Consider the following 24,385-nt stretch of genomic DNA (forward strand, 5'->3'; position numbering starts at 1 on the left):
GGTGGGATCGGGATGGTCATCGCGCCCAGCCGTTCTCGTCGAGGGTGACCTCCGCCTCGAGGGGCAGCTCGTCGAGATCGATCCGCAGTTCGATCACGTCGTCGATCAGGATCTCGCCCGGTGGGCCCGTCGGCAGCCCCAGCCTGAGGACCCCGGTGCCGGTGAGAGCACCGTCGGGGAGCTCGAACGCGAGGCTGCCTGCGCGCGGGACACCTGTGATCAGGCGCTGCCGGTAGAAGGACGTGCCCCGATCTGTCGCCGTGAATCTGCGGTCGCCGATGGTCAGCTCGGCGAAACTCAGGATGTCGCCGTCCTGGGCCTCGACGGTGGCGGCCTCCAGATCGACCACGAGCCAGGTGCCCTCAGCCGACCAGCCGTCGGCATCGGCGACGCGGCGGGCGGCGTGCACGTCGGTGATGGTCACTGCGAGGTTGCGGGAGGTGGCCGGCTCGTCGAGTTCTGCGACGACGGGGAACGCAGCGAGCGCAGCGTCGTCGGGAAGGGTCGCCTTCGAGAGTCCCCACGCGCCCGCCAGCAGGACGAACGTGAGCGACCACACCAGGATCTTCTTCTTCACGGCATCACCACCTCGTCGACCGCGGCCGGCACCTCGACGAGGTCGGTTGTCACCGTGGCTCCGACGACGACGTCGGCCCAGTAGTCGCCCCTCGTCACGTTCTTGCCGACGTAGTGGATGGAATCGGGCAGGGTGAGCAGGATCTCGTCGCCCTCCTCATAGTCGTCCGGAGCGACGATCCAGGTGAGGAGGAGGCGTGCGGGCACGTCGGGCTGCAGCATCGGACTGCCTTCGCCGTCCTCGGCGAGCGAGACCGTGGCCTTTGCGTCGAGCCCGTCGATGAGGATTCCATCGATCACCGGGGACACCGTCTTGCCGCTGGCGGCAGGTCGGGGAATGGGGAAGGTGTTGACGACGTCGACGACGACCACGAGGAGGCGCTCGTCCTTCTCCTCGTCGGGGGACAGGCCCGCATTGCCGCGCTCCTCGCGCAGTTCGACGCCGACCACCGTCATCTCCAGGTCCGACCCGGCGAACATCTCGCCGACCGCGACCTCGGGGGTCGGATCGACGGCTGCGGCCTCCAGTCCGCCGAAGATCGCGGTGGCCGCCAACAGAATAGCTCCGGCGCCGGTGAGCAGCCAGGAGGTCGGGATGAGGTCGATGCTCCGTCGCGCCCAGCCGAGCAGCTTCGCGCGTGCGCTCGTGCGGGCCGCCTCTGCCTGCGCCACCTCGGCCTTCGACTTGTCGACATCCGCTGTTGCGGCGGCATCTGCTGCCGCGGCGATGCGGGGGTCGCGCCCTGATCCGGGATCGCGCGGCGCTGTCGTCGTCACGGGATCAGCATAGAACGGCGGATGCCGCCGCCGAGAGGGCAGCAGTTCCCCGGCTCGTGCATGCGTATTCATCAAGAACCACGGTTCTTTCGATGTCATCTGGCCGAAAGGCGGGTTCTGAGGCTCTCTCGCTCAGTACTCTGGGCGGAACATACGGGCACGGCAGCCCGCAGAACCCCGTCGATGCAGACGGGCGGAGGAGGAGCAAGTGGCAGTCATCGGCATCGTGCGAGAGCCTGCGGGCGAAGCGCGGGTCTCGGCCACCCCGGCGACGATCGCGTCGCTGCGGAAGCTGGGCCACACGGTCAGCGTGGAGCGGGAAGCGGGCGCAGCAGCGTCGTACCCGGACTCGGAGTACGAGGCGGCGGGCGCGACGCTCGTCGACCGAGAAGGGGCGTGGGGGAGCGAGGTCGTTCTCGCGATCACCGCCCCGGATGCCGAGGAGATCGCGCTCCTCGCTGACGGGGCCACGCTCATCGCGCTGCTCTCGCCGGCGCTCCGCCCCGAGCTCGTCGAGTCGCTCGCGCAGCGGGGGATCACGGCGCTCGCCCTCGACGCGGTGCCGCGCATCTCGCGCGCGCAGTCGATGGACGTGCTCAGCTCGATGGCGAACATCGCCGGGTACCGTGCGGTCGTCGAAGCCGCGCACGAGTTCGGCCGCTTCTTCACCGGACAGGTGACGGCCGCGGGCAAGGTGCCGCCGGCGAAGGTGCTGGTCGCCGGAGCCGGAGTCGCCGGTCTCGCCGCGATCGGTGCGGCGTCGAGCCTCGGCGCGATCGTCCGCGCCACCGACCCGCGTCCCGAGGTCGCGGACCAGGTCTCCTCGATCGGCGGGACCTATCTCGCGGTCGACGTCGCGGTCGCGGCATCCGCCGACGGCTATGCGAAGGCGACGAGCGAGGACTACAACCGCCGCGCCGCCGAGATCTACACCGAGCAGGCGGCCGACGTCGACATCATCATCACGACCGCTCTCATCCCGGGGCGCGCAGCGCCGCGTCTGATCACGGCATCCGACGTCGCACGGATGAAGCCGGGCAGCGTCATCGTAGACATGGCCGCGGGCCAGGGGGGCAACGTCGAGGGCTCGGTAGCCGGCGAGCGGGTCGTCACCGACAACGGCGTGATCATCCTCGGGTACACCGACCTCGCCTCGCGTCTCGCGGCGCAGGCGTCGCAGCTGTACGGCACGAATCTTGCCAACCTCGTGGCTCTGCTGACTCCTGCGAAGGACGGGCAGCTGGTCATCGACTTCGAGGATGTCGTGCAGCGGTCGGTCACGGTCGTCCGGGACGGGGAGGTGACCTGGCCGCCGCCGGCGGTGCAGGTCGCGGCGGCGACTGCCGCATCTCCCGACGCGGTGGCCGAGATCGCGAAGCCGGCGGCGATGTCGACCGGGCGTCGCGTCGCTCTCATCGTCGCGGGAATCGCTGCGCTGTTCGCCGTGAACGCGTTCGCGCCCGCTCCGCTGCCGCAGCACTTCACCGTGCTCGTGCTGTCTGTCGTGATCGGTTTCTACGTGATCGGCAAGGTGCATCATGCGCTGCACACGCCGCTCATGTCGGTGACCAACGCGATCTCGGGCGTGATCGTCGTCGGCGCGATGCTGCAGGTGACCTCGCCGATCCCCGTCGTGCAGGTTCTCGCGGCGGTCGCCGTGCTGCTGGCATCCATCAACATCTTCGGAGGGTTCGCGGTCACCCGCCGGATGCTCGCGATGTTCACACTCGGGAACTCAGCGAAGGGCGGCCGGAAGTGACCGTCGACGCGCTCGCGGGCGCGGCATACATCGTCGCTGCGCTGCTGTTCATCCTGAGTCTCGCCGGGCTCAGCCGGCACGAGTCCGCCCGTGCGGGCGTGGTCTACGGCATCTCCGGTATGGCGATCGCGCTGGTCGCGACCGTCGCTCTGACGGTGGCGGATGCCTGGACGACGGGTGCCTTCCTCGGTCTCGGACTGCTCGTCGCCGCCGTCGTCATCGGCGCGGCGATCGGTCTGTGGCGGGCGCGCTCCGTCGAGATGACGGGGATGCCGGAACTCATCGCGCTGCTGCACAGCTTCGTCGGCCTCGCCGCTGTGCTCGTCGGCTGGAATGGGTATCTCGCGCATCCGGAGATCGCTCCGGCGCTCTTCGGGATTCATAATGCGGAAGTGTTCATCGGTGTCTTCATCGGCGGGGTCACGTTCACCGGCTCGATCGTCGCGTACCTGAAGCTCTCGGCGAAGATGTCGTCGAAGCCGCTGATGCTGCCGGGCAAGAACGTGCTGAACATCGGCGCGCTGGTCGCGTTCGTGGTGCTGACCGTGTGGTTCGTGAACGATCAGCAGCTCGGGCTGCTGGTCGGTGTGACCGTGCTGGCGTTCGCGTTGGGCTGGCACCTCGTCGCCTCGATCGGCGGCGGCGACATGCCCGTGGTCGTGTCGATGCTGAACAGCTACTCCGGGTGGGCGGCGGCTGCGGCCGGCTTCCTGCTGAACAACGACCTGCTTATCGTGACGGGTGCGCTCGTCGGGTCGTCGGGTGCGTACCTCTCCTACGTCATGTGCACGGCGATGAACCGGTCGTTCCTGTCGGTGATCGCCGGAGGCTTCGGGATCGTCGCGCCGTCCGGGTCGGACGAGGAGTACGGCGAGCATCGCGAGATCACGGCCGAGGGTGCCGCCGAGATGCTGACGGCGGCGAAGACCGTGGTGATCACGCCCGGATACGGCATGGCGGTGGCGCAGGCGCAGTATCCGGTCGCCGACCTGGTGCGCCGGCTGCGTGAGAGGGGAGTGGACGTGCGTTTCGGCATCCATCCCGTCGCGGGGCGCCTGCCGGGGCACATGAACGTGCTGCTCGCCGAGGCGAAGGTGCCGTACGACATCGTGCTGAGCATGGACGAGATCAACGACGACCTGGCGGCGACGTCGGTCGTATTGGTGATCGGCGCGAACGACACCGTGAACCCCGCTGCCGCGGAAGACCCCTCGAGCCCGATCGCCGGGATGCCGGTGCTGAAGGTGTGGGAGGCCGAGAACGTCATCGTCTTCAAGCGCTCGATGGCGGCAGGGTATGCGGGCGTGCAGAATCCGCTGTTCTTCCGTGACAACGCGTCGATGCTTTTCGGCGACGCGAAGCAGAAGGTGGAGGACATCATCGCGGCGCTGTGAGGCGGTTGCGGCGTCCAGGCGTCTCGGTCGTTGAGCGAGCGGAGCGAGACAAAACCTGGCCGCCCGGATCGTATGCCGGTATATCGGAAAGGGCAGCCTGATCTGGTGGTTTTCGGGGTCGGAATGTCGGTGGTCCCGGGTTGACTGGGGGTATGAACAGCACCACGGAACTCCTGGATCGGGTCGTGACCGACCTCGATGCGGTGCTGTCCGGTGACGTGCTGGCAGGCCTGGCTGATGCGGAGCGGATGGACGTGCTCCGGGTGGCGGGGGCGGCGTTCCGGCGCATCGAGGCCGTAGTTGTCGAGGGCGTCGCGTGTGCGGGCCCGGATTTCGCGCACTCGTTCGGGTGTCGGGGGCAGAACGAACTGCTCCAGCGGGTGCTGTTGACCGATGTTGCCGGGGCGACGCGGGTGGGGAAGGCCGCGGATGCGGTGCGCCGTCAGATCAGCGTCAGTTCGGGGGAGCGGCTCCAGGCTCGGTATCCGGCGCTCCGGGACGCGATGCTCGACGGCGCGATCGGTGTCGCCGGTCTGCTGGCCGCGGTCACCCCGATCGACAAGGCGGCGCACAAGGTCGGGCGGGAGACGATGCTGGGTGCGGATGCTGTGCTGGCGGACTATGCCCGCGGGTACCCGTCCGTGTTCGATCTCCCGGATGCGGAAGCAGACGCCGATACGGATGCGAGCAACTCTGACGATCCTCCGGGTCCGCCGGCGACGCCGGAGGATATCCGGCAGTACGCGCAGGCGATCGCGTTGGCGATGGACCCCGACGGGCCCGAGCCGTCAGATCGAGGTGCGCAGGATCAACGGTTCTTCACGATCGGGCGGCTCCGCAACGGGCTGCACGCGGTGCGGGGCAACGTGCTCCCCGATGTCGCGGCACAGATACAGGCCGTGTTCGACGCGTACGGCAACCCGAAGACCGACGGGCCCCCGCAACCCGGAGTGCGGTTCGAAGACAGCGATGAGACGGGCCCGGGTGCGTGGTCAGCCGACGGCAACGAGGCCACTCGCGGCGACGCGGGGTGGGATGCAGCTGCGGCTGCCGGCTTCAGCGCCGGTGGCAGCGAAGCCGACGGCGACGGAACCTTCCCCTCCGGCCGGGGCTCCCCGTCCAACAGGGACTTCTGCTCCGAGGAGCCCGAGCCGGAACCGCCCGACAGGCGCTCCGCCGGACAGAAACGGCACGATGCCCTGGCCGCCGCGTTCAGTATCGCGGCTCGGCACCGGGATATGCCGTCGCTGGGTGGGGCGTCGCCGACGCTGGTCGTGCACGTGGATGCGAAAGACCTCGCGGCAGGCAGGGGATGGGCGACCCTTGCCGGGTCCCAGTCACCGGTCCCGTTGCATGTTGCCGCGCACGCCGCGTGCAGCGGATCTATTCAACGGGTGCTGTTCGACGAAGGACGCATCGTGGGGATCAGTGTCACCGACCGGGTGTTCACCGTCCACCAGCGCCGGGCGATCATCGCGCGCGATAAGGAATGCCTGATCCCTGGCTGTCACGTCTCCGCGTCGTGGTGCGAGATACACCACGTGACCGAGCACGCCCGCGGCGGACCGACCCATACCGACAACGGGGTCCCGCTGTGCTGGTGGCACCATCGGTCGCTCGAAACGTCCGGGTGGGAGATCCGCATGAACTCCGGGGTCCCCGAGGTTCGCGGACCCGCCTGGTGGGACCCCCACGGACACTGGCGCACACCACGACCGAGCATCCCCCGACACCTGGCCACCGCATGAACCGCTGCAGACGCTGCAGACGCTTCACACCCGGGAGTTCAGTCAGCAGCCGTCGGCCGCAGGTGTTCCGGCGGGTCGGGATCGATGAGCGGGACCACGGGGGCAGATCGAGCTCTGCGAGGATCTTGCCGGCGGCCCGCCACTTCTCCGCGTATTCGGCGGGAAGCGGGTGCTCCGGGGTCTCCTCCAGATCGCGACGCCTCTCACCGAGGAGGGCATCACTGATCTCCGCGAGGAGCGAGCGCAGCGACTCCGTTCTCCAGTTCGCACCTGTGTACTCGCGATTCGGGACGCTAGCGAGTTCTGTCGTGTACGCGCTCACGAAGCAGTCAGCGGCCTCAGCCCGCAGGTACGGACTTTTCAGCGTGGCGTACCAGCGGCTAGGAACTCGTCACGGACTCTTCAGCGTGGCGTACCAGCGGCGAAGGAACTCGTCGCACGGCCCCTCATCTTGGCGCCAGCGCTTGTCGTCGGTGAACAAGCGACGACGTATGCCATCAGGCGTGGGCTCTGCCGCAACTTCGATGGCTCGCTCGAACTGTCTGTCATAGACGAGGTCAGCGAGTCGTGATTCCGTCATTTGCTCCATCCGTTGCTGATCTCGCCACCGGGGCTGGTGCGAACCATGACCGAGGACATTGGTGATCGGCAGGAAGGCGACGGGTCCGCGAGCGCCTGGGCGGTGCTCGCGGACCCGCGCTCTACTGGGTGCTTCAGTCCGCAGCGTTCATGCGCTGGTGTTCCGGCGGGTCGGGATTGATGAGCGGGACTGCGGGCGGCAGATCGAGCTCGGCGAGAATCTTGCCGGCGGCGCGCCACTTCCCTGCAGATTCTTGCGGGAGCGGGCGCTCCGGAGTCTCCGTCCACTCATTGACTTCCCAGCCGAGCAGGGCATCGGACACGGCCTTTAGGAGGTCGCGAAGTGATTCCGTGCGCCAATTCGCGCCGATGTACTCTGCGTTCGGCACAGGAGCGAGTTCCGTCAGATACGTGTCCGCGAACCACGAAGCTGCGAGAGCTCGCAGGTAGGGATCTTCGATGCTGGCGTACCACAGACGGAGGAACTCATCGCACGGCCCCTCGTCCTCGCGATGTCTTCCGTCTTCCAAGAACAACAGGGAATGGATCTTCTTCGGGGTGAGATCTCCGGCTGCTTTCAGGGCTTCACCGAACTCGCCCCGATAGACGAGATCTGCGAGACTTCGCTCACTGGTCATTTGATCCATCCATTACTGATCTGTCCGTCGAGACCGGTGCGGACGACGATGGTTTGTCCCCGATGTGCCCACGTGAATTCAATGTGGTTGGTCGCTTGCGTGCGAGTTCCGTTTGCCACCGCGCCGGCCATCAGATCCGCGATCTCATCCTTCGTCTTCGCGAGTCTGCTCCAATTGTGCTTGGAAACCATGATGTGCGCCCATTTTTGAGTTGAGAAACCGAGGATGAACCTCTTCGCGGCTTCCTTGGCGGCCGCTACGGCGAAGATTCGCACGCCGTGCACGATCACGGCGATGAGAATCGCCGGCAGTGCTTGCTGCTGAACCTGCGTCGTGTCGATGACCGACGACTCACCGGTGACCTCTGAGCGCATGACCGCAATAAAGGACTCCGTGGTGACCTGCTCGAACGATTCGACGACGAACGAATCGGAGAGCGCTTCTCCCCGGTCGTCGACAGCAGTGACCGCGATGCTCTCGGGTACTGCGTCGACGACACGCATCTCGGTGGTCGACTCGATGCCCATCTCCGCGGGCACATCGATGGTGACGATGTCCGTGGATTCATCGACCAGCTCCGTCGTGATCTCCACCTCGGGTGAATCCGGAGCAGAGTGTGGAGCGGCGAACCCCGTCGTGCTGGTGATCACCACGGCGGCGGCGACCACGATCCCGAGGGATGAGGCGATGCGTGATTGTCTCATTTACTTCTCCTTCGGTATACAGCGCAGCACGGGAATGCTGCGCTGATCGGATGTGACCGTCACATCCGAGTTCTTCGCGTACGCGACGATCTCAGGCTCGGTGAGATCGAGCATGCCCGGGCAGGCAACGAGCACAGAGGTTGCGGTCGCGGCAGCAACGCTCGTTCCCGCTGCGAGTTGGAAACCCTGGTTGCTCGAGGGCGCCCACACGTTCTGCCCCGGGGCGGCGATATCGGCTCCTCGCACCCCCGCGAGAGGGGCAAGGGTGCGTTCCGAATCCATGCTCGTCACGCCGATCACCCCGGGATACTCCGCAGGGTAGGAGGGGACCTCGGCAAGTCCATTCGCCGTGCTGGCGACGACGACCACCTCGGACGCATGAGCCTCCTCTATCGCTGTGCGTAGATCGTGATCGTCAGTCGAGATGCTGAGGCTCATCAGGATCACCTCTGCGTCCCTCTCCAGCGCCCATCGGACTCCTGCCGCGACGTCAGCCGGTCGGCCGAGCCCGTCTTCATTAAGAACTCGAACGTCGAGGAGTTCGATCCCGGCGGTGAGGGAGGTGTCGCCTGCCCGGTTGGCGCCGAGGAGCAGCCCTGCCATCTCGGTGGCATGCGCATTTCGGGGGGTGTCCGCGACAGGCTCCGCTTCCCAGCGCTCGAAGACCCGCCCGTCGAGAACGGGGTGCTCGAGCATCCCGCCGTCGACGACGGCGACTCTCAGCGTTGATTCTGTCGAGTCCGGAATCTGGAGCCATCGGTCCGCCCAGGCGTCATCGGATCGTAGGGAAGTCGCCGTCGGTGCGCAGCCCGCGAGGGCGGTAATACCGATCGCGACGAGGATCGGCAAGAGCGTGCGGCGCATATCCCTGGTTTCTCGAGGTGGGTGCTTCCTTCCTATCGAGATTGTTGAACGCAGTGCAATATTCTAGGTTGCGTCCGATTTCGTCAGAGACGCCAGACGTGAGCCGCGTCCGGCTCCTGGTCTCGCGGTCCTCGTCCCGTACTCGACGAATCTTCTACCCGGGTGGCGTCCGCGGAACGGCGACCATCGCGACCTAATGTGGACACCATGGCAGAGTCGTCGTCATCCCCGTCGGATGCCGTGGCATCCGCACCCATTGCGGATCGTGCCGTCGAACTCGCGCGCCGCTGGGTGATCGAGGCCGCGGCGGCCGAGGTCGACCCTGCTGCTGCGCGCCTCGCCGGAGTGCTGCAGGACGCGAACGGCCTCCCGTTCACACTCGGCTTCGTCGACGGCGTGATGCGTCCGGAGAGCCTGTCCGCCGCGGCATCCCAGCTGCACCGCATCGCCCCGATCGTGCCGGAGTTCCTGCCGTGGTATCTGCGCTCCGCGGTGCGGCTCGGCGGAGGCATGGCGCAGATTCTTCCCTCGCCGGTCGTTCCGATCGCCCGGCGCGTGCTCCGCGACATGGTCGGGCACCTGGTCGTCGATGCCCGCCCCGCCAAGCTCGGCCCCGCGCTCGAGAGGATCAGGGAGTCCGGCGCCCGCATCAACCTCAACCTGCTCGGCGAGGCCGTACTGGGTGAAGCCGAGGCGCAGCGCCGGCTCGACGGCATCCACGAGCTGATCCGGCGCCCCGACGTCGACTACGTCTCGGTCAAGGTGTCGGCGATCATCAGCCGCATCTCGATGTGGGCGTTCGACGAGATCGTCGATGAGGTCGTGGAGCGATTGCTGCCGCTCTACCTGACGGCCTCCCCCGACAGCACCTTCATCAACCTCGACATGGAGGAGTACCGCGACCTCGACCTCACGATCGCGGTGTTCACCCGGATCCTCGAGGACCCGCGACTGCACGGACTCGAGGCCGGCATCGTGCTGCAGGCATACCTGCCCGACGCGCTCCCCGCGCTGCAGGAGCTCACGGCCTGGGCGCAGGACCGCGTCGCGCACGGCGGAGCGCCGATCAAGGTGCGACTCGTGAAGGGCGCGAACCTCGCGATGGAGAACGTCGAGGCGAAGCTGCACGGCTGGACCCCGGCGACCTACGACACCAAGCTCGACACCGACGCGAACTACCTGCGCTGCCTGGACTGGGCGCTGCGCCCCGAGCACACCGCCGCGGTGAAGCTCGGCATCGCCGGGCACAACCTGTTCGGCATCGCCTACGCCTGGCTGCTCGCCGGCGAGCGCGAAGTGCGCGAGCGCATCGAGTTCGAGATGCTGCTCGGGATGGCCCAGGGGCAGGTGCAGGCGGTCTCCCGCGAAGTCGGCCCCGTCCTGCTCTACGTGCCGGTCGTGGCGCCCGCCGAATTCGACGTCGCGATCAGCTATCTCGTGCGCCGGCTCGAGGAGAACGCCTCCTCCGACAACTTCCTCTCCGCAGCCTTCCGGCTCGACCAGGACGAGGCCCTGTTCGTCCGCGAGCAGGATCGCTTCCTCGGCGCCCTCGAACGCTCGACCGATCCGACCTTCTGGATCGGCCCCCGCCGCACTCAGAACCGTCTGGAGCCTGTACACGAGTCGTTGCGCCCGACCCCGGTGATGCCCGCGGCCGAGACCGAATTGACCAAGGCCGTGCTCGGCATCTCCCGCGGTTCGGACGACTCCGACGGCGAGGCGTTCCTAGAGACCGCGGTCTACTCCGCTCGCCAGGTGGCGGATGACTCCGGCGGCGCACCCGGCTTCGAGAACACGGCAGACACCGACCCCGCTCTTCCCGTGAACCGCGACTGGGCCCGCGCCGTGCGCGACGGCATCCGCGAGTCGGCCGCCGGCAACGTCACGCTCGACGCCGCGCGGATCGACGACCCCGCGATGCTCGATCAGACCGTGCGGCGCGTGCATGACGCCGCTGCCGCGTGGGGCGCTCGTCCGGCTGCGGAACGCGCCGAGGTGCTGCTGCGGGCCGCTGCCGCGCTCGAGTCCCGTCGCGGCGAGCTGATCGAGGTCGCGGCATCCGAGACGGGAAAGGTCTTCGCCGAGGCCGACGTCGAAGTCAGCGAGGCCGTCGACTTCGCCCGCTACTACGCCGCGAAGGCGCGCGAGCTCGACACCATCGCCGGAGCATCGTTCGTGCCCGCCCGGGTCACCGTCGTGACTCCGCCCTGGAACTTCCCGATCGCGATCCCGGCCGGGGGAGTGCTCGCCGCTCTCGCCGCCGGCTCCGGCGTCGTGTTCAAGCCCGCGCCGCAGGCCCGCCGGTGCGCGGCCGTGGTGGCCGAGGCGCTGTGGCAGGCCGGCATCCCGCGCGATGTGCTCGCCTTCGTCGACATCGAGGAGGGCGACCTCGGTCGGCAGCTGATCACGCACGACGCTGTCGACCGCGTGATCCTCACCGGGGCGTGGGACACCGCGGCTCTGTTCCGCTCGTGGCGCCCCGACCTGCCGCTCCTCGCCGAGACCAGCGGCAAGAACGCGATGATCATCACGCCGTCCGCCGACCTCGACCTGGCCGTCGCCGACCTCGTCAAAAGCGCCTTCGGGCATGCGGGTCAGAAGTGCTCGGCGGCGTCGCTCGCGATTCTCGTCGGTCCGGTCGGCCGCTCCCCGCGGTTCGCCCGCCAGTTGGCGGATGCCGTCCGCTCACTGCATGTCGGCTGGCCGACGGACCCGCTCGCCGAGGTCGGACCCGTGATCGAGAAGCCGCAGGGCAAGCTCGCCTGGGCGCTGACCGAGCTCGAACGCGACGAGCAGTGGCTCATCGAGCCCGCCCTCTCCCCGGACGACGACGGCAGCGGACGGCTCTGGCGCCCCGGCATCCGGGTCGGGGTGCAGGCGGGATCGCGCTTCCACACCGAGGAGTTCTTCGGCCCCGTGCTCGGCGTGATGCACGCGCCGACGCTCGAGAGGGCGATCGAGCTGCAGAACGCCGTCGCCTATGGGCTCACGGCCGGCTTGCACACGCAGGACCCGGACGATCTCGCTCAGTGGCTCGACCGCGTGCAGGCGGGCAACCTCTACGTCAACCGGGGGATCACCGGCGCGATCGTGCAGCGCCAGCCCTTCGGCGGCTGGAAGCGCTCCTCGGTCGGACCAGGCGCCAAGGCGGGCGGGCCGAACTACCTGATCGGGCTCGGTTCCTGGCGCTCGCTGCCCGGCGGCCCGGCATCCAGCACCCTGCACCTGCGGGGTCTCGACTCCCGCATCACGGCGCTCATCGAGTCGGCCCAGCCCTCCCTCGCCTACGAGGAGTTCGAGTGGCTGCGCCGCTCCGCCCTGTCGGACGCGCTCGCCTGGGATCGCGAGTTCGGACAGGTGCGCGACGTGTCGCGTCTGGGCGTCGAGCGCAACCTCTTCCGCTACCGCCCGGTGCCCGTGCAGATCCGCGCGACGGAGGATGCCGCCCTGCAGGACCTGCTGCGCGTCGTGATCGCCGGTGTGCGTTCGGGTGCCCGCTTCGTGCTCTCCGCTCCCGCAGGGCTGCCAGCCGAGGTGAGGCATGCTCTGGGCGACCTGGATGCCGTCGTGTTCCTCGAGATCCCCGACGAGTGGACCGAGCGGATGCTGCGCCACGAGGAACCCGCAGAGGGCGACCATCGCCCGGCTCCGGGCAAGGACCGGATCCGCCTGGTCGGCGGACGTGAGGCGGTCGCGACGGCGCACGCGGCCCTCGCTGCGGCATCCGACGGGGATCCGGACATCGCCGTGTTCGACGGCGAGGTCACCGCGGCCGCACGCATCGAGCTCCTGCCGTTCCTGCATGAGCAGTCCATCAGCATCACGGCGCACCGCTACGGGAACATCGAGGGGCGTTTCAGCGAAGTGATCTGAGCGGTCCGTCGGCGCGATCGTGAGGGTCAGCGACCCTGGGTCGTCACGCTGGCGAGCAGGGAACGAGCGAGAGGATCGGCCCCTCCCCGCCAGAAGACCGAGATCTCCCGGCGCACCGGCTCGGCCAGCGCGTGCGAAGCCACCCCCGACGGCACCACGTTGTCGGGCACGAGAGCATGTCCGAGTCCGTTCACCGCGTACTCGACGGCAGCGCGCGCCTGCTCTGTGCGAAGCGCCACCCGCGGGGTGAATCCTGCGCGTGCGCACGCCGCGTCGAGCACCTCGCCCAGCCCGTTGCCGGCTGCGAAGTGCACCCAGTCGTCGGCGCGCAGAGCGGCGAGGTCGAGCGGCTCGTCTCGTTCCTCACCGCCCGACAGCACGACGACGAACTCCTCCGTCGTCAGGCGGCTGCGCCCAGCCGGCCAGCCCTCAGGCACGGGGCCGATCGCGACATCGAATGAGCCGCCGAGCAGGGCGGCGACGAGGTCCTCCTGGTGCCGGAATTCGTGCAGCTCTGCCTGGACCCGCGGATGCCGTGACCGCCAGTCCGCGAGGATCGACGGCAGCATCCCCAGGCTGAGCGAGTACAGCGTGCCGATACGAAGCTCGCCGACGTGTCCGGACGTCACGTTCTTCGCGGCTTGCTCGAGGTCTGCGTGCGCGGCGACGACGGCGCGCGCAGTGCCGATCAGGCTGCGTCCCGCGCTCGTCGGATGGGTCGCGCGGGGGAGCCGCTCGACCAGGACGGTGCCCAGGGTCTGCTCCAACGCCCCGAGCTGCCGCGACAGGGTCGGCTGGCTGATGAAGAGGCGAGCGGCCGCCCGCGTGATCGAACCTTCATCGCACACGGCGAGGAAGGCACGCAGCTGCCGCTCGGTGACGTCCATGCGATGAGTGTATGGATAATCCGCGGTTGTTGCATCCATCGCAGGGTAAGGGCGCTCGAGTCCGCGGTGTTGCATCCCCCAGACGCCACCACGGGCGTCCGGAGAGACAGGAACAATCATGACCTCACTCACGCTCGCCGTCGCAGAGCACGCCATCGCGGCGGCCCAGGGCGCAGCATCCCAACAGGGCCTTGCCGTCGTCGTCACGGTCGTCGACGCCGGGGTGCAGCCCGTGCTCATCGCGCGGCAGGACGGAGCACTGATCGCTGCGGTCGACGCCAGCCTGAGCAAGGCGCGCACGACGCTCTTCTTCGGCGGCACCGCTACGGCGGATCTCGCGGGCGCCACGGCTCCCGGTGGCCCGCTGTTCGGGTTCGAGCATGCCGTCACGGTGCCGCTCGCCTTCCTCGGAGGGGCGGTCCCGGTCCGTGACGCCCACGGTGAGGTCATCGGCGCGGTCGGGGTCGGCGGGGGAACGGCCGAGCAGGACCACGCGATCGCTGCTGCTGCTGCCGCCGCAGCCGCCACGGCGATCGGGGCATCCGCATGAGCGCCTCCACGGACATCGTCATCTCGCTGGCGACGCTCGTCGCGCGGGAGGGGCGTCGCGAGGATGCGCGGCGCGAACTGTTGAAGCTGATCGAGCCGACGCGCGCCGAGCAGGGCAACCTCGACTATGTCCTGTTCGAGCACACCGACTCTCCCGGTACCTTCCTCATGCGTGAGGCGTTCGTATCGATGGCGGCGCTGCGCGAGCACCAGGCGACGGCGCACTACCTGGCTTTCGCCGCGCAGGCCGATGCGCTCCTCGCCGCGCCGCTGGAGCTCACCTTCCTCGCGCAGGTCTCCGACTGAGAGCTCCGGCCGCGACGCCGCCCGATCGTGACCGCTGGCAGATAGGCGCAGGTCTGGGGCACACGTGCAGGTCTGGGGCACACGTGCAGGTCCGGATCCGAGCATCCGGACCTGCATCTGACTTCTCGACCTGCAAGTGGCGGGCAAATGTAAAAGATTCTTGACACGCGCCGTCTGCGCGACGTACGTTTGTGTCAAGAATCTTTTACATGGGAGGCATCATGGTCTACGAAGAACGCAACGCCTGGGCGGGGCTGATCGTGAGTCCGATCTCGATGGTCGTCTACATCGTGCTGATCCTCCAGCAGGCGGGCGGCGGTCCGCTCACGAGCGTCGACTGGTTCCCGCTCATGCTCTGGGTGATCGGCGGCAGCATCGTCGCCGTGATCATCCTCAGCATCCTCTGGGGCATGGTCGCCGGCGCGAAGGATCCTGACGGTGTCGGCCGCTCTGACATCCGCGACCGCGACATCAGCCGGATGGGCAGCCGCGTCGAGCAGGCGTTCGTCGTGATCGCAGGACTCGGCGTGATCGTGCTCTGCGCGGTCGGCGCCGACGTGTTCTGGATCGCGAACACCATGTACGCCGGCTTCGCCGTCTCCGCCCTCGTCGGCGGGGTCGCCCGTGTCATCGCCTACCGGCGGGGACTCGTCTGATGGTCAAGCCCACGCGCGTCTCCAATCGCATCCGCGCTCATCGCGAATCGGCGGGCATGACCCAGGCCGATCTCGCCCGCGCTGTCGGCGTGACCCGGCAGACGCTCATCGCGATCGAGCAGGAGAAGTACTCTCCCTCGCTCGAGCTCGCCTTCCAGATCGCCCGCGCCTTCGGCGTGGGACTCGACGACCTCTTCCAGTACCCGGAGCAGTGACATGACTGAAAACGCGGAAACCCCGACGATGACCGCCTGGCGCCGCGAGACCTACGGGCCGGCATCCGGAACGACCCTGCAGCAGATCCCCGTTCCCGTCCCCGGCCGCGGCGAGGTCGTGCTGCGAGTCCTCGCCACCGGGCTCAACGCCGGCGACGTTCGCCTGCTGCTCGGAGACCCGCTGCTTGTGCGGCCGGTGTTCGGCCTCACCAGGCCGAAGCACCCGGTGCGCGGCATGGAGGTCGCCGGCACCGTGGTCTCCGTCGGACCCGATGTCGTCGGCGCCGAACTCGGAGAGGACGTCGTCGGCGAGCTCCTCGGCGGCGGCGAGCTCGGCGAATACGTCCGGGTCCCCGCCTCCCGCCTGGTGCCGATCCCACCCGACGTGGCGCCCGGCGTCGCCGCCTGCCTGCCGATCGCCGGAGGAACCGCGTGGCAGGCTCTCGACCTCGCCGAGGTCGGGCTGCGCGGCGGGGGCGCGCCCCGAGTGCTGATCATCGGTGCGTCCGGAGGCGTCGGCACGTTCGCCGTGCAGCTCGCCGCCTTGCGCGGCGCCGAGGTCTGGGCCACCTGCGGCGCGCGCAACGCGCCCCTGGTCGAGTACCTCGGTGCCGTTCGCACGCTCGACCACCGCACCACGCCGCTGAGCGACCTCCCGGCCGAGCGTTTCGACGCGGTCATCGACATCGCCGGCGGGATGCCGCTGCGCGAGCTGCAGCGACTCGTCGCACCCGGCGGGACAGTGGTGCTCGTGGCAGGCAACGGCGGCCACGTGCTGGGCCCGATACCGCGCCTCCTCAGTGGGATGTTCCTCTCGATCGGCTCCCGCCGCATCCGCCCACTCGCGGCCTCCCCGCGTCCTGAGGTGCTCGCGAAGCTCCTCGAGCTCGTCGCCGAAGGGCGCGTCGCGCCCGTGATCGAGCGCGAATACCCCTTCGCCGAGGCATCTGCCGCTCTGGCTCACGTCGAGGCCGGGCACGCGGTCGGCAAGGTGGTCGTGCACGGGTCATGAGCTGGTCGTGAGCCGCTCTGGCCACGCACAGGGGGCGGATGACAGAATGGATGCTGGCGTGCTCGAGTCGCATCTTCCCCGCGACCTCTCTGACGAGAGGCGGGTCGAAGGACCGCCGGGCCCCTGGACAGAGTCCGCCGCGTTACGTTCCGAGGAGCATCTTGTCTTTCGAAAACACGCTGTCGACGCCTGAGACCACCACGACCACGGTGCCCACCCGCACCGCGCACCACCGCCGCTACCTGATGTGCAAGCCTTCGCACTTCACGGTCAACTACTCGATCAACCCGTGGATGGAACCGTCGAAGCCGACCGACACGGCGAACGCCGTCGCGCAGTGGCAGAAGCTGCACGACCTCTACCTCGAACTCGGGCACGACGTCGAGCTGATCGAGCCGCTCGCGGGCTTCCCCGACATGGTCTACACGGCCAACGGCGGCTTCCTCATCGACGGCCGCGCCTACGTGCCGAAGTTCCGCTTCGTCGAGCGCCAGGGCGAGTCGCCCGCGTTCGCCGACTGGTTCCGCGCAGCCGGCTACGACACCGTCATCCCGGAAGAGGTCAACGAGGGCGAGGGCGACTTCCTGCTCGTCGGCGACATCATCCTCGCGGGCACCGGATTCCGCTCCACCGGCGACAGCCACCGCGAGGTCGGTGAGGTCTTCGGCCGCGAGGTCGTCTCGCTCAACCTCGTCGACCCGCGTTTCTACCACCTCGACACCGCGATCGCCGTGCTCGACCCGGTGCAGGGCACCGAGAACGGCGGCCCCGAGCGCGCGAACATCGCCTATCTGCCCGGCGCCTTCGACGATGCCAGCCGCGCGATCCTCGAGGAGCGCTTCCCCGACGCGATCCTCGTGTCGGACGAGGACGGCTCGGTCTTCGGACTGAACTCCGCGAGCGACGGCTACAACGTCGTCATCTCGCCGCGGGCCAAGGGCTTCGATCAGCAGCTGCGCGACCGCGGTTACAACCCGATCATGGTCGACCTGTCCGAGCTCCTGCTCGGCGGCGGCGGCATCAAATGCTGCACGCTCGAACTGCGCGGCGCGAAGTGACGACGACCGAGGTCGCGACCGAGCCCCATGTCGCGCACAACTACCACCCGCTGCCGGTGAACATCGCCCGCGGCGAGGGCGCCTGGCTGACGGATGTCGAGGGCAAGCGGTACCTCGACCTGCTCGCCGCGTACTCGGCCGTGAACTTCGGCCACCGGCATCCGGCTCTCGTCGCCGCCCTCACCGAGCAGCTCGGACGGGTCACGCTCATCAGCCGCGCGTTCCAGAGCGACAAGCTCGAGCCGTTCGCCGCCGCACTCGCTGCGCTCGCAGGCAAGGACATGGTCCTGCCGATGAACACGGGCGCCGAGGCCGTCGAGACCGGCATCAAGGTCGCGCGCGCCTGGGGATACCGGGTCAAGGGCATCGCCGAGGGTCGCGCGCGCATCATCGTCGCGGCCGGCAACTTCCACGGCCGCACGACCACGATCGTCGGCTTCAGCGACGACGAGTCGGCGCGCGACGGCTTCGGCCCGTTCGCTCCCGGCTTCGACGTCGTCCCTTACGGGGATGCGGATGCCATCGCCGCGGCGATCACCGACGACACCGCTGCGGTGCTCGTCGAACCGATTCAGGGCGAGGCCGGCGTGGTGATCCCGCGCGAGGGGTACCTGCGCCGCATCCGCGAGATCTGCGACGAGAAGAACGTCCTGTTCATCGCCGACGAGATCCAGTCGGGACTCGGCCGCGTCGGCGAGACCTTCGCGTGCGATCGCGAAGACGTCGTGCCTGACCTGTACCTGCTGGGCAAGGCGCTCGGCGGCGGCATTCTTCCCGTCTCCGCCGTCGTGGGGAACGAGGACGTGCTCGGGGTCATCCGTCCCGGCGAGCATGGCTCGACCTTTGGCGGCAACCCGCTCGCGGCAGCGGTCGGCCTGCGCGTGGTCGAGATGCTCGAGTCGGGGGAGTTCCAGGAGCGCGCGCGTGCGCTCGGTGCGCACCTCGACCGGGCGCTGCAGCCGCTCATCGGGCACGGCGTCACCGAGGTCCGCATCGCGGGACTCTGGGCGGGCGTCGACATCGACCCCACGAGGGGCACCGGCCGCGAGATCGCCGAGAAGCTGCTCGCACGCGGGGTTCTCGTGAAGGACACGCACGGTCAGACCATCCGCATCGCGCCGCCGCTGGTGATCCGCGCGACCGAACTCGACTGGGCGGTGGAGCAGCTCAAGCTCGTGCTCGGCGCGTAGCTCGCATCCGAAGAAGAAGGCCGCCCTCTCCGAATGAACGGAGGGGCGGCCTTCTTGGCGCCGACATGTTCCCGAGCGGGGGCTTCGGGCGGGGCGGGGCGGGGAGGCTCAGGCCGGAGGAGAGTCCGGGTCGAGCGTCTTGAGCATGTCCTCTTCGGCGGGGTTGTCGGCGTCGAGCTGGTCGGCCGTCGTCTCGTCGCCGCCGAGCGGGGCGTCGTGACCCGGTCCGGCGTCGCCCTGGATGGCGCCGCCGGTCGACTCGCCGCGGGAGCTGTCGCCCTGGATGGCTCCGCCTTCGCCGTCGCCGGAGTCAGCGCGGTCCGACCCGGCATCGCCCTGAATGGCTCCTCCGGTGGATTCGCCCCGGTCGGCGTCGCCCTGGATGGCGCCGTCGTCGCCGCCCTCGTGGCCTTCGTTCTCGGTCGAGCCGTCGACGCCGGTGGCGCCCTCGGCGGGATCCTGCGGGTGCGGGGTGCTTTCCATGTTCTCGTCCATGAGCCCAAGGTAAGACCGGCATACCGGTCGGAAGAGGGCGTTGACAAATGACGGCGAGGCGCGCCGCCCGCGGATGCCGCCGCTCAGTCGTGCTTCGACACGTCCTTCGACGCCGTGCGGATCGGCGTGGTCGAGGCCGCCGCGTCGCTGAATTCGATCGGATCCGCCTCGTCGATGATGCTGAGCGGCCGCGTCTCGTCGAGGGTCAGCAGGAACCGGCGGTTCTCGTCGCGGTGCAGGCGCCCGGACGTGAAGACCCAGATCGCTCCGATCGCGCAGGCGACCAGGCCCGCGGTGCCGCCGAGCATGATCGCGACGCGCGGACCGAACGCGTCGGCGACCCAGCCCGCGATGGGGGCGCCGACCGGGGTCGAGCCCATGATCACGGCCATGTAGAGCGCGAGGACGCGTCCGCGCAGCGAGGGATCGGTCGTCATCTGCACGTAGCCGTTGGCGGTGGTCAGCAGAGTCACGATCATGAAGCCGGTGAACATCAGTGTGACCGCGTAGGACGCGTAGGTCGGCATCGCGGAGGAGACGAGTGCCGCCACACCGAAACCGCCGGCGGCGAGGATCACGACGCGCACGCGCGCCCTGTCGCGCCGGGCCGCGAGCAGCGCTCCGGCGAGGGAGCCGATGGCGAGGATGGAGCTGAGGACCCCGTAGCCGTCGGCACCGGAGCCGAACTCGATCGCCATGGTCGAGGCGAAGATCGGGAAGTTCATGCCGAACGCCCCGATGAGGAACACGGTGACGAACACGACGCGCAGGTCGCTGCGCCCCCACACGTACCGGAAGCCGGCGAGAAGACCGCCCCGGTTGCGGGTCTTCGGACGCGCGGCCAGCAGACTCTTCCGCAGCATCAGCAGGGCGAGGATCATCGCGAGGAATGTGGCCGCGTTGACGATGAAGACCCATCCGGAGCCGATCGCCACGATCAGCAGACCGCCGACGGCCGGTCCGATCATGCGCGCCAGGTTGAAGGATGCCGAGTTCAGCGCGACCGCGTTCGACGTGTCGCCCGCCGAGACCATGTCGGAGACGAACGCCTGCCGCGCCGGGGCGTCGAACGCGTTCACGACGCCGAAGCCGAGCGCGAAGCAGAACATCATCGGCAGGGTCATGACGCCGTTGAGCAGGAGGATGCCGACGGCGACGGCCAGCCCGAGCAACGCGGTCTGGGTGACGAGCAAGATGTGACGGCGGTCGAAGCGGTCGGCCACCCAGCCCGTCTGACTGACCAGCAGCAGGGGAGGGCCGAACTGCAGCGCCATCGTCACGCCCATCGCGGTCGCGTCGTTGTCGGTGAGCTCGGTCAGCACGACCCAATCCTGCGCCGTGGCCTGCATCCAGCCGCCGATGTTGGAGACCAGGGCGCCCGCGAACCAGATCCGGTAGTTGATGTTCGCGAACGAGCGGAACATGGCGCTCATCGCTCGACCGCCCGTCGCATCAGCGCACTGGCGTCACGCAGCGTGGCCAGTTCCGCCTCGGTGTAGTCGACCTCGCGGAGCATGTCCGCCAGCAGTTCGTCGCGGCGTCGAATCGTCTCCACGACGATCGCGATGCCGGCATCCGTGATGTCGACCTGCACGCGGCGGCGGTCGTCGGCATCCTGTGTGCGCGCGACGAAACCCTGCTCCTCGAGACCGTTGACGATGCTGGTCATCGACGGGGCGGTGACCCGCTCGCGCTCGGCGAGGGTCGAGATCGTCCGTCGTCCGTTCATGCGCAGGTCGGCGAGCACGGCGAGCTGGGTGTCGCTGATCGTGTCGGTGGCGCGGGCACTCCGCAGGCGGCGGGCCAGACGGAAGGTGGCCATGCGCAGGTCTGTCGCGGTGAGGTGGAGGGCTTCATCGGTCGCAGACATTACTTAGATAGTCTATCTAATCTTTCGTCCAGAGTCATTCGTCCGATCGCACCAGCAGGGCATCCTGCATCCGTCCGATCCGACCAGAGTCGCGGCGAAGCCCCTGCCTAGAGTGAGGGCATGTACAGCCCCTCAGAGGTCGGTCGAATGCTGCAGTCCACTCTCGGAACACGCGCCGAGGCCCACGGGGTGCCCGCCGCAGCGGTCGCCGTGGTCATCGACGGAGAGATCGTCGAGCATGCGGTCGGACTGCTCAGCACGGCCACGAAGATCGAGGCCACGACCGACTCGGTCTTCCAGATCGGCTCGATCACCAAGGTGTGGACGGCCACCCTCGTGATGCAGCTGGTCGACGAAGGGCTGGTCGAACTCGATGCCCCGATTCGGCAGTACCTGCCGGAGTTCGCGCTCGCCGACGAAGCGGCCGCCTCCACCATCACGGTGCGCCAGCTCCTCAGCCACCGGTCCGGCATCGAGGGAGACATCTTCACCGACACCGGGCGCGGCGATGACGCGGTGTCGAGCTACCTCACGCTGCTCGGGGATGCCGCGCAGATCTTCCCTCCCGGCTCGTTCTTCTCGTACAGCAACGCCGGATACGTGGTGCTCGGTCGCCTCATCGAAGTCCTGCGCGAGACGACCTGGGAACAGGCGCTGATCGAGCACATCGCGACGCCGCTGGGACTCCAGACCGTCTCGCCGAGCCCGTACGAGGCGATCCTGCATCGCGTCGCCGTCGGCCATGTCGGTCCGGATGCCGAGGGCGTGCAGCAGCCGGCGCCCTTCTGGGCGATGGCGCGGTCGAACGAGCCGGCGGGTTCGATGCTCGCGATGTCGGCCCGCGACCTCGCCGCGTTCGCGCGGGCGCACCTGCAGATCGCGGCGGGTGAAACCGTCGCGACGAATTCGGAGGGCGACGACCCCTCACTGCTCTCGCGCGACTCCGCGCTCGCCATGCGCTCCACCGAGGTGCATCTGCCGCGGCTGACCGGAATGGGTGCGGCCTGGGGTCTCGGCTGGGAGATCGACCGCGAGGGCGAAGGGATGCTGTTCGGCCACGACGGCAACACCATCGGACAGTCCTCCTTCCTGCGCCTGGCTCCCGAGGCCGGAGTCGCCGTTGTGCTGCTCACCAACGGCGGCGACGGCGCGGGGCTGTTCCACGACATCGCGGATGAGCTCCTGCGCGAGATGGCGGGCATCACCCTGCCGACGCCGCCCGCCCCGCCCGCGGCATCCGAGGCATCCTCCGAGGCGCCCGCCGGCGCAGCCGCCGCCGCCGACGTCGCCGGCTTCCTGGGCGTCTACGCCAACTCGACCGTCGAGATGGTGGTGTCGCAGGACGACACCGGTCGCCTGTGGCTCGAGCAGCGCCCGACGCCGGAGCTGCTCGCCCTCGGAGCCGAGCCCTCGACCGACGAGCTGGTCCGTTTCGACGAGGGGTCGCTGATCCTCCGCGAACGAAAGGACGGGATGCACCTCGTGCTCGCGTTCCTCGATCCGGCCGCTGACGGCCGCGCTTCGTACATCCACTTCGGTCGCGCCGTTCCGCGAACGCGCTGATCTTCCGGACGCGGCTCGCCGCGACCGCTCACCCCGAGAGACCCGAACCAGCCTGGAGGAACGTCATGACACCGAAACGCACCGCCGTCACCGCCGTCGTCGCCGTGACCGCTCTCATCGCAGCCCTCGCCGGCTGCTCGGCCGGCGGAGGGGGAGAGGGCGGTGATCCAGCCGAGGGCGGAACCTTCACGACGATCCTCGGCTCCGATCCGGGGAGCCTCGACCCGCAGCTCTCCGCGGGCAGCGCGCTGTTCGACATCAGCAAGCTCGCCTACGACACGCTCGTCAGCATCGACCCCGAGGGCGAGGTGCGCAGCCAGCTCGCGTCCGAGTGGAGCGTCGACGGCACCACCGCCACCCTGACCATCCAGGAGGGCATCACCTGCGCCGACGGCAGCGAGTTCACGGCGCAGACCGCGGCCGACAACCTGAACTGGATCTCGGACCCCGCGAACGAGAGCGGCTTCCTCGGTGCCTTCCTGCCGGTCGGCGTGACCAGCGTCGCCGAGGGCGACACGGTCACCATGACGCTCGCGAGCCCCGCGCCGTTCCTGATGCTCGGGCTCGGCGGTCTGCCGATGGTCTGCGGCAGCTCTCTGACCGACCGCGACGGACTCGCCGACGGGACCGACGGCACCGGCCCGTACGTGCTGACCGAGGCCGTGCCGAGCGACCACTACACGTATGAACTCCGCGAGGGCTACACCTGGGGCCCCGGCGGAGCCACCGTCGACGAAGCGGGCATCCCGGCGAAGGTCAACGTGCGCATCGTCTCGGACGGGACGACGGCAGCCAACCTCCTGCTCTCCGGCGAGGCCAACGCGGCCCAGCTCACCGGCCCGGATGCCGACCGCGCGATCGGCGCCGGCCTGTTCCAGCGCGAAGCCACGGCCATCGCGGGCGAGCAGTGGTACAACCACGCCGAAGGCCACCCGACCAGCGACCCGGCCGTCCGCCTGGCGCTCACCCAGGCCGTCGACCTGGATGAGCTCGCGAACGTCCTCACCGCCGGCAAGGGCGGACGGGCCACGGCCCTCGCCGTCGTGGAGCCGACCGTCTGCTCCTACGACGCGATCTCGGATTCCCTCCCGGAGTTCGACGTGGATGCCGCCAACGCCACGCTCGACGAGGCCGGCTGGGTCCGCGGCGCCGACGGCGTGCGCGAGAAGAACGGCACCCGGCTCAGCCTGACATTCCTCTACGAGAACAGCCTCGGAGCTGCGGCCGCCGCGGCCGCCGAGCTCGCACTCGGGGCATGGCAGGAGATCGGCGCCGAGGTCGAGGGCAAGCAGCAGGACGAGACCGCGCTGCTCGAGGCGACGTTCGGCACCGGTGCCTGGGACATCGGCTGGCTCACGCTCAGCGTCAACAGCCCCGACCAGGCGATCGGCTTCGTCAGCGGCACCGTCCCGCCCGAGGGCTCGAACTTCTCGGCCATCCAGAACGAGGAGTACACCGCGGCGGTCGCCGAGGCCTCGCAGCTGGACGGCAGCGAGGGCTGCGACAAGTGGCAGGAGGCCGAGAGCGCGCTCTTCGCAGCCGCCGACATGGTGCCCTTCGCGAACGCGACCATCTACATGTTCGGCAACGGCGCCGAGTTCGAGTGGCTCGGAGTGATCGAGCCCACGAGCGTGCGGCTGGTCGGCTGAACGCCGGCGCGGCAGGAGCCACG

Annotated in this window: 22 protein-coding genes; 13 read left to right on the top strand and 9 right to left on the bottom strand. The window is 68.9% G+C overall.

All coding sequences use genetic code 11. The annotated features are described in order from the left end of the window. Positions 1-16: 16 nt before the first annotated feature. Entirely contained in the window at positions 17-577 is a 561-nt protein-coding gene (locus tag RS85_RS00965; RefSeq protein WP_046011551.1) for a hypothetical protein, read from the bottom strand. Further along, on the bottom strand, positions 574-1,353 hold the full coding sequence (locus tag RS85_RS00970; protein ID WP_046011552.1) for a hypothetical protein: 780 nt from the start codon (positions 1,351-1,353) through the stop codon (positions 574-576). The genes RS85_RS00965 and RS85_RS00970 overlap by 4 nt, the downstream gene beginning before the upstream one ends. 208 nt (positions 1,354-1,561) lie before the next feature. Between RS85_RS00970 and RS85_RS00975 the strand changes: the two genes are divergently transcribed. The 3 genes from RS85_RS00975 (at position 1,562) to RS85_RS00985 (ending at position 6,254) form a co-directional block, all read left to right on the top strand. Beyond that, the gene (locus RS85_RS00975; RefSeq protein WP_046011553.1) at positions 1,562-3,112 is read left to right on the top strand and encodes a Re/Si-specific NAD(P)(+) transhydrogenase subunit alpha; all 1,551 of its coding nucleotides are present in this window, start codon (positions 1,562-1,564) and stop codon (positions 3,110-3,112) included. Beyond that, positions 3,109-4,506, top strand: a complete 1,398-nt coding sequence (gene pntB, locus RS85_RS00980; protein WP_046011554.1) for a Re/Si-specific NAD(P)(+) transhydrogenase subunit beta — start codon at positions 3,109-3,111, stop codon at positions 4,504-4,506. Before RS85_RS00975 ends, pntB begins: the two co-directional genes overlap by 4 nt. Before the next feature lie 152 nt (positions 4,507-4,658). Then, complete coding sequence (locus tag RS85_RS00985; protein ID WP_046011555.1) at positions 4,659-6,254, top strand: HNH endonuclease signature motif containing protein; 1,596 nt, start codon at positions 4,659-4,661, stop codon at positions 6,252-6,254. A 713-nt stretch (positions 6,255-6,967) separates the two neighbouring features. Here the strand turns inward: RS85_RS00985 and RS85_RS00995 are convergent. Genes RS85_RS00995 through RS85_RS01005 form a run of 3 tightly spaced genes read right to left on the bottom strand, consistent with a single transcriptional unit; the run spans position 6,968 to position 9,039 of the window. Further along, positions 6,968-7,471 (bottom strand): hypothetical protein, encoded by a 504-nt coding sequence (locus RS85_RS00995; RefSeq protein WP_046011557.1) that lies wholly within the window; start codon positions 7,469-7,471, stop codon positions 6,968-6,970. Further along, positions 7,468-8,139, bottom strand: a complete 672-nt coding sequence (locus RS85_RS01000) for a hypothetical protein (protein WP_160298602.1) — start codon at positions 8,137-8,139, stop codon at positions 7,468-7,470. The genes RS85_RS00995 and RS85_RS01000 overlap by 4 nt, the downstream gene beginning before the upstream one ends. Before the next feature lie 36 nt (positions 8,140-8,175). Beyond that, positions 8,176-9,039, bottom strand: a complete 864-nt coding sequence (locus RS85_RS01005; protein ID WP_046011559.1) for a S8 family peptidase — start codon at positions 9,037-9,039, stop codon at positions 8,176-8,178. Positions 9,040-9,246: 207 nt separating this feature from the next. On the opposite strand from RS85_RS01005, the gene RS85_RS01010 reads away from it, so the two are divergent. Continuing rightward, positions 9,247-12,912 carry a proline dehydrogenase family protein gene (locus RS85_RS01010; protein ID WP_046011560.1) on the top strand — a complete coding sequence of 1,222 codons (3,666 nt, stop codon included), beginning with the start codon at positions 9,247-9,249 and terminating at the stop codon, positions 12,910-12,912. 26 nt (positions 12,913-12,938) lie between these two features. Here the strand turns inward: RS85_RS01010 and RS85_RS01015 are convergent, their stop codons facing one another. Continuing rightward, positions 12,939-13,799: a LysR family transcriptional regulator gene (locus RS85_RS01015; protein WP_046011561.1), complete on the bottom strand. Its 861-nt coding sequence runs from the start codon at positions 13,797-13,799 to the stop codon at positions 12,939-12,941. 118 nt (positions 13,800-13,917) lie between these two features. Between RS85_RS01015 and RS85_RS01020 the strand changes: the two genes are divergently transcribed. From RS85_RS01020 to rocD, 7 genes are all read left to right on the top strand, one after another. Then, on the top strand, positions 13,918-14,349 hold the full coding sequence (locus RS85_RS01020; RefSeq protein ID WP_046011562.1) for a heme-binding protein: 432 nt from the start codon (positions 13,918-13,920) through the stop codon (positions 14,347-14,349). Then, positions 14,346-14,654 (top strand): putative quinol monooxygenase, encoded by a 309-nt coding sequence (locus tag RS85_RS01025; RefSeq protein ID WP_046011563.1) that lies wholly within the window; start codon positions 14,346-14,348, stop codon positions 14,652-14,654. Before RS85_RS01020 ends, RS85_RS01025 begins: the two co-directional genes overlap by 4 nt. A gap of 209 nt (positions 14,655-14,863) precedes the next feature. Beyond that, the gene (locus tag RS85_RS01030) at positions 14,864-15,310 is read left to right on the top strand and encodes a hypothetical protein (protein WP_235282295.1); all 447 of its coding nucleotides are present in this window, start codon (positions 14,864-14,866) and stop codon (positions 15,308-15,310) included. Next, a complete protein-coding gene (locus RS85_RS01035) occupies positions 15,310-15,525 on the top strand; it encodes a helix-turn-helix transcriptional regulator (RefSeq protein ID WP_046011564.1) in 216 nt (71 codons plus the stop codon). Before RS85_RS01030 ends, RS85_RS01035 begins: the two co-directional genes overlap by 1 nt. Before the next feature lies 1 nt (position 15,526). Beyond that, the gene (locus RS85_RS01040) at positions 15,527-16,537 is read left to right on the top strand and encodes an NAD(P)-dependent alcohol dehydrogenase (RefSeq protein WP_052703258.1); all 1,011 of its coding nucleotides are present in this window, start codon (positions 15,527-15,529) and stop codon (positions 16,535-16,537) included. A gap of 179 nt (positions 16,538-16,716) precedes the next feature. Further along, positions 16,717-17,595: a dimethylargininase gene (ddaH, locus tag RS85_RS01045; RefSeq protein WP_046011589.1), complete on the top strand. Its 879-nt coding sequence runs from the start codon at positions 16,717-16,719 to the stop codon at positions 17,593-17,595. Further along, a complete protein-coding gene (gene rocD, locus RS85_RS01050) occupies positions 17,592-18,785 on the top strand; it encodes an ornithine--oxo-acid transaminase (RefSeq protein ID WP_442921920.1) in 1,194 nt (397 codons plus the stop codon). Before ddaH ends, rocD begins: the two co-directional genes overlap by 4 nt. 108 nt (positions 18,786-18,893) lie before the next feature. Here rocD and RS85_RS01055 read toward each other — a convergent pair whose 3' ends face one another. From RS85_RS01055 to RS85_RS01065, 3 genes are all read right to left on the bottom strand, one after another. Beyond that, entirely contained in the window at positions 18,894-19,280 is a 387-nt protein-coding gene (locus tag RS85_RS01055) for a hypothetical protein (RefSeq protein ID WP_046011567.1), read from the bottom strand. 83 nt (positions 19,281-19,363) lie between these two features. Then, the gene (locus tag RS85_RS01060; protein ID WP_046011590.1) at positions 19,364-20,704 is read right to left on the bottom strand and encodes an MFS transporter; all 1,341 of its coding nucleotides are present in this window, start codon (positions 20,702-20,704) and stop codon (positions 19,364-19,366) included. A 5-nt stretch (positions 20,705-20,709) separates the two neighbouring features. Next, complete coding sequence (locus RS85_RS01065; protein ID WP_046011568.1) at positions 20,710-21,150, bottom strand: MarR family transcriptional regulator; 441 nt, start codon at positions 21,148-21,150, stop codon at positions 20,710-20,712. A 120-nt stretch (positions 21,151-21,270) separates the two neighbouring features. Here RS85_RS01065 and RS85_RS01070 point away from each other — a divergent pair, with 120 nt between their 5' ends. Both RS85_RS01070 and RS85_RS01075 read left to right on the top strand, forming a co-directional pair. After that, on the top strand, positions 21,271-22,713 hold the full coding sequence (locus tag RS85_RS01070) for a serine hydrolase domain-containing protein (RefSeq protein ID WP_046011569.1): 1,443 nt from the start codon (positions 21,271-21,273) through the stop codon (positions 22,711-22,713). 65 nt (positions 22,714-22,778) lie between these two features. Further along, the gene (locus RS85_RS01075) at positions 22,779-24,362 is read left to right on the top strand and encodes an ABC transporter substrate-binding protein (protein ID WP_046011570.1); all 1,584 of its coding nucleotides are present in this window, start codon (positions 22,779-22,781) and stop codon (positions 24,360-24,362) included. Positions 24,363-24,385 lie beyond the last annotated feature (23 nt).

This window comes from Microbacterium sp. SA39 (assembly GCF_000967865.1).
Classification (GTDB): domain Bacteria; phylum Actinomycetota; class Actinomycetes; order Actinomycetales; family Microbacteriaceae; genus Microbacterium.